The 3,217-nt window shown below is 71.5% G+C and carries 3 protein-coding genes; 2 read left to right on the top strand and 1 reads right to left on the bottom strand.

Features of this window, described 5'->3' with window-relative positions:
- The first annotated feature begins 175 nt into the window (after positions 1 to 175).
- Positions 176 to 1,399 carry an arginine deiminase gene (locus tag ACIF80_RS33495; protein WP_399811713.1) on the top strand — a complete coding sequence of 408 codons (1,224 nt, stop codon included), beginning with the start codon at positions 176 to 178 and terminating at the stop codon, positions 1,397 to 1,399.
- A 120-nt stretch (positions 1,400 to 1,519) separates the two neighbouring features.
- Positions 1,520 to 2,527, top strand: a complete 1,008-nt coding sequence (gene argF / locus ACIF80_RS33490; protein WP_399811711.1) for an ornithine carbamoyltransferase — start codon at positions 1,520 to 1,522, stop codon at positions 2,525 to 2,527.
- 25 nt (positions 2,528 to 2,552) lie between these two features.
- Here the strand turns inward: argF and ACIF80_RS33485 are convergent, their stop codons facing one another.
- The gene (locus tag ACIF80_RS33485) at positions 2,553 to 3,002 is read right to left on the bottom strand and encodes an ATP-binding protein (RefSeq protein ID WP_399811709.1); all 450 of its coding nucleotides are present in this window, start codon (positions 3,000 to 3,002) and stop codon (positions 2,553 to 2,555) included.
- Between the last annotated feature and the right edge of the window lie 215 nt (positions 3,003 to 3,217).

The following is a 3,217-nucleotide window of genomic DNA, read 5'->3' as shown; positions in this document are numbered from 1 at the left end:
GGCCGCTCGGGCCGCTCGGGCCGCTCGGGCCGCTCGGGCCGCTCGGGCCGCTCGGGCCGCTCGGGCCGCTCGGGCCGCTCGGGCCGCTCGGGCCGCTCGGGCCGTCCGGACCGCGGCCGGGGTCCGTCCCGGCCGCGGAGGGGTGAACAGCCCGCCGGGTGGTCAGGATGGAGTCATGACCTACCACGTCGACTCCGAGGCCGGACGGCTGCGCCGTGTCATCCTGCACCGGCCCGATCTCGAGCTCAAAAGGCTCACCCCCAGCAACAAGGACGCCCTGCTGTTCGACGACGTGCTCTGGGTGCGCCGGGCGCGCGCCGAGCACGACGGGTTCGCCGACGTCCTGCGCGACCGGGGCGTCACCGTCCACCTCTTCGGTGACCTGCTCGCCGCCACGCTGGACGTCCCGGCGGCCCGCTCGCTCGTCCTGGACCGTGTCTTCGACGAGAAGGAGTACGGCCCGCTGGCCACCGACCACCTGCGCGCGGCCTTCGAGACACTGCCGTCGGCCGAACTGACCGAAGCGCTGGTCGGCGGAATGACCAAGCGGGAGTTCCTGGACGCCCACCCGGAACCGACGTCCGTGCGCTTCCACGCCATGGAACTCGACGACTTCCTGCTCCGCCCGCTGCCCAACCACCTCTTCACCCGCGACACCTCCGCCTGGATCTACGACGGCGTCTCCATCAACGCCATGCGGTGGCCCGCCCGGCAGCGCGAGACCGTGCACTTCGAGGCGATCTACCGGCACCACCCGCTGTTCCGCGACGAGGGCTTCCACCTCTGGTCCGAGGGACAGGCCGACTACCCGTCCACCATCGAGGGCGGGGACGTGCTGGTCATCGGCAACGGCGCGGTGCTGATCGGCATGAGCGAACGGACCACCCCGCAGGCCGTGGAGATGCTCGCGCACAAGCTGTTCGCCGCCGGGTCCGCCGAGACCATCGTGGCCCTCGACATGCCGAAGAGACGCGCCGTGATGCACCTGGACACGGTGATGACGATGGTCGGCGGCGACACCTTCACCCAGTACGCGGGCCTCGGCATGCTCCGTTCGTACACCATCGAACCCGGCTCGGGGGACAGGGAACTGAAGGTCACCGACCATCCGCCGGAGCACATGCACCGTGCGATCGCCGCCGCGCTGGGGCTCAGCGAGATCCGGGTGCTGACCGCGACCCAGGACGTCCACGCCGCCGAGCGCGAGCAGTGGGACGACGGCTGCAACGTCCTGGCCGTCGAACCGGGCGTCGTCGTCGCCTACGAGCGGAACGCCACCACCAACACGCATCTGCGCAAGCAGGGCATCGAGGTGATCGAGATCCCCGGCAGCGAGCTGGGCCGGGGCAGGGGCGGACCGCGCTGCATGAGCTGCCCGGTCGAGCGGGACGCGGTCTAGCCCGGGGCCGCGGCCGGGCGCACGCACTCGCCCCGGCACCGTCGCCACCCGCTTGCATATAAATTCTGATAATTGTATACAGTTACATTCATCCTTGTACCCGCAGCTCTGGAGCGCCCCATGGCGACAGTCCCGACCGCCCTCGCCGGCCGCCACTTCCTCAAGGAGGTGGACTTCACCGCGCAGGAGTTCCTCGGCCTGCTCGACCTGGCCGCGGAGCTGAAGGCCGCCAAGAAGGCCGGTACCGAGACCCGGTACCTCCAGGGCAGGAACATCGCGCTGATCTTCGAGAAGCCCTCGACGCGCACCCGCTGCTCCTTCGAGGTCGCCGCCGCCGACCAGGGCGCCTCCACGACGTACATCGACCCGAGCGGCTCGCACATCGGGAAGAAGGAGTCCGCGAAGGACACCGCGCGGGTGCTCGGCCGGATGTTCGACGCGATCGAGTTCCGGGGCGACTCCCAGTCCACCGTCGAGACCCTCGCCGAGTACGCGGGAGTGCCCGTCTACAACGGTCTGACCGACGACTGGCACCCCACCCAGATGCTCGCCGACGTGCTCACCATGACCGAGCACAGCGTCAAGCCGGTCACGGGGATCTCCTTCGCCTACCTCGGCGACGCCCGCTTCAACATGGGCAACTCCTACCTCGTCACCGCGGCCCTGCTGGGCATGGACGTGCGCATCGTCGCCCCGAAGACGTACTGGCCCGCCCAGGAGGTCGTCGACCGGGCACGCGCGCTCGCGGAGTCCAGCGGGGCCCGCATCACGCTCACCGAGGAGATCGCCGAGGGCGTCGCGGGCGCGGACTTCGTGGTCACCGACGTCTGGGTCTCGATGGGGGAGCCCCAGGAGGTCTGGAACGAGCGGATCACCGCCCTCGCGCCGTACGCGGTGACCATGGACGTGCTGCGGGCCACCGGCAACCCGGACGTCCGCTTCCTGCACTGCCTGCCGGCCTTCCACGACCTGGGGACGCAGGTCGGCCGTGAGGTGTACGAGAAGCACGGCCTGGAGTCGCTGGAGGTGACCGACGAGGTGTTCGAGTCGGCCCACTCGGTCGTCTTCGACGAGGCGGAGAACCGGATGCACACGATCAAGGCGGTCCTGGTGGCGACCCTGGCCTGAGCGAGGGCGGCGCCGGCCGGTCCGCTCAGTCGGGCCGGCGCTGGCGCGGCACCGCCGGCAGCCGGAACCACACGGCCTTGCCGGACGAGGTCGGGCGGTGCCCGCACGACGAACTCAGGGCACGGATCAGCAGCAGCCCGCGCCCGTGCTCCTGCCAGGGGTCCGGCTCGTCACGGGGCGGGCGGGTCAGGTCGCCGGGCGGCTTCGGATCGGCGTCGTGCACCTCGACCCGGCACCCGGTGGGCAGCAGCTCCACCACCAGCTCGATCGGACGGCCCCCGGAGGTGTGCTCCACGGCGTTGGCCACCAGCTCGGCGGTGAGCAGCTCCGCGGTGTCGCGGTCCGCGGCGTGCTCCCGCTCGGCCAGCGCGGTACGGACCAGCGCACGGGCGACGGGCACGGCCGCGGTGGTGTGCGGCAGTGCGACGCGCCAGGAGGCGGAGGTCGAGGGTTCGTACACGCGGGATCCGATCATGGAGAGCAGGCAGGCTGTCCTGCTTTCAATTACTCAATGGTACGGCGCCACCCCCAGGAGGTGTCGTCGACCCGTGACGGACGTCAAGGCTCCGGGGGGGGGGGGGGGGGGGGGGGGGGGGGGGGCGGCCCCCCCCCCCCCCCCCCCCCCCCCCCCCCCCCCGGCGCCCGCCCTCCGGCGTCAGAGCTTGACGATCATCTTTCCGGTGTTGTCGC

The organism is Streptomyces sp. NPDC085927 (assembly GCF_044540975.1).
GTDB lineage: Bacteria > Actinomycetota > Actinomycetes > Streptomycetales > Streptomycetaceae > Streptomyces > Streptomyces hirsutus.
Note: the sequence above shows the minus strand (reverse complement) of the source record. Positions and strands in the feature narration are given on the sequence as shown.

Bases quoted from the DNA above. Each gene is read 5' to 3' on its own strand.
- ACIF80_RS33495 (WP_399811713.1), top strand. From the start codon at position 176: ATGACCTACCACGTCGACTCCGAGGCCGGACGGCTGCGCCGTGTCATC.
- argF (WP_399811711.1), top strand. From the start codon at position 1,520: ATGGCGACAGTCCCGACCGCCCTCGCCGGCCGCCACTTCCTCAAGGAG.
- ACIF80_RS33485 (WP_399811709.1), bottom strand. From the start codon at position 3,002: ATGATCGGATCCCGCGTGTACGAACCCTCGACCTCCGCCTCCTGGCGC.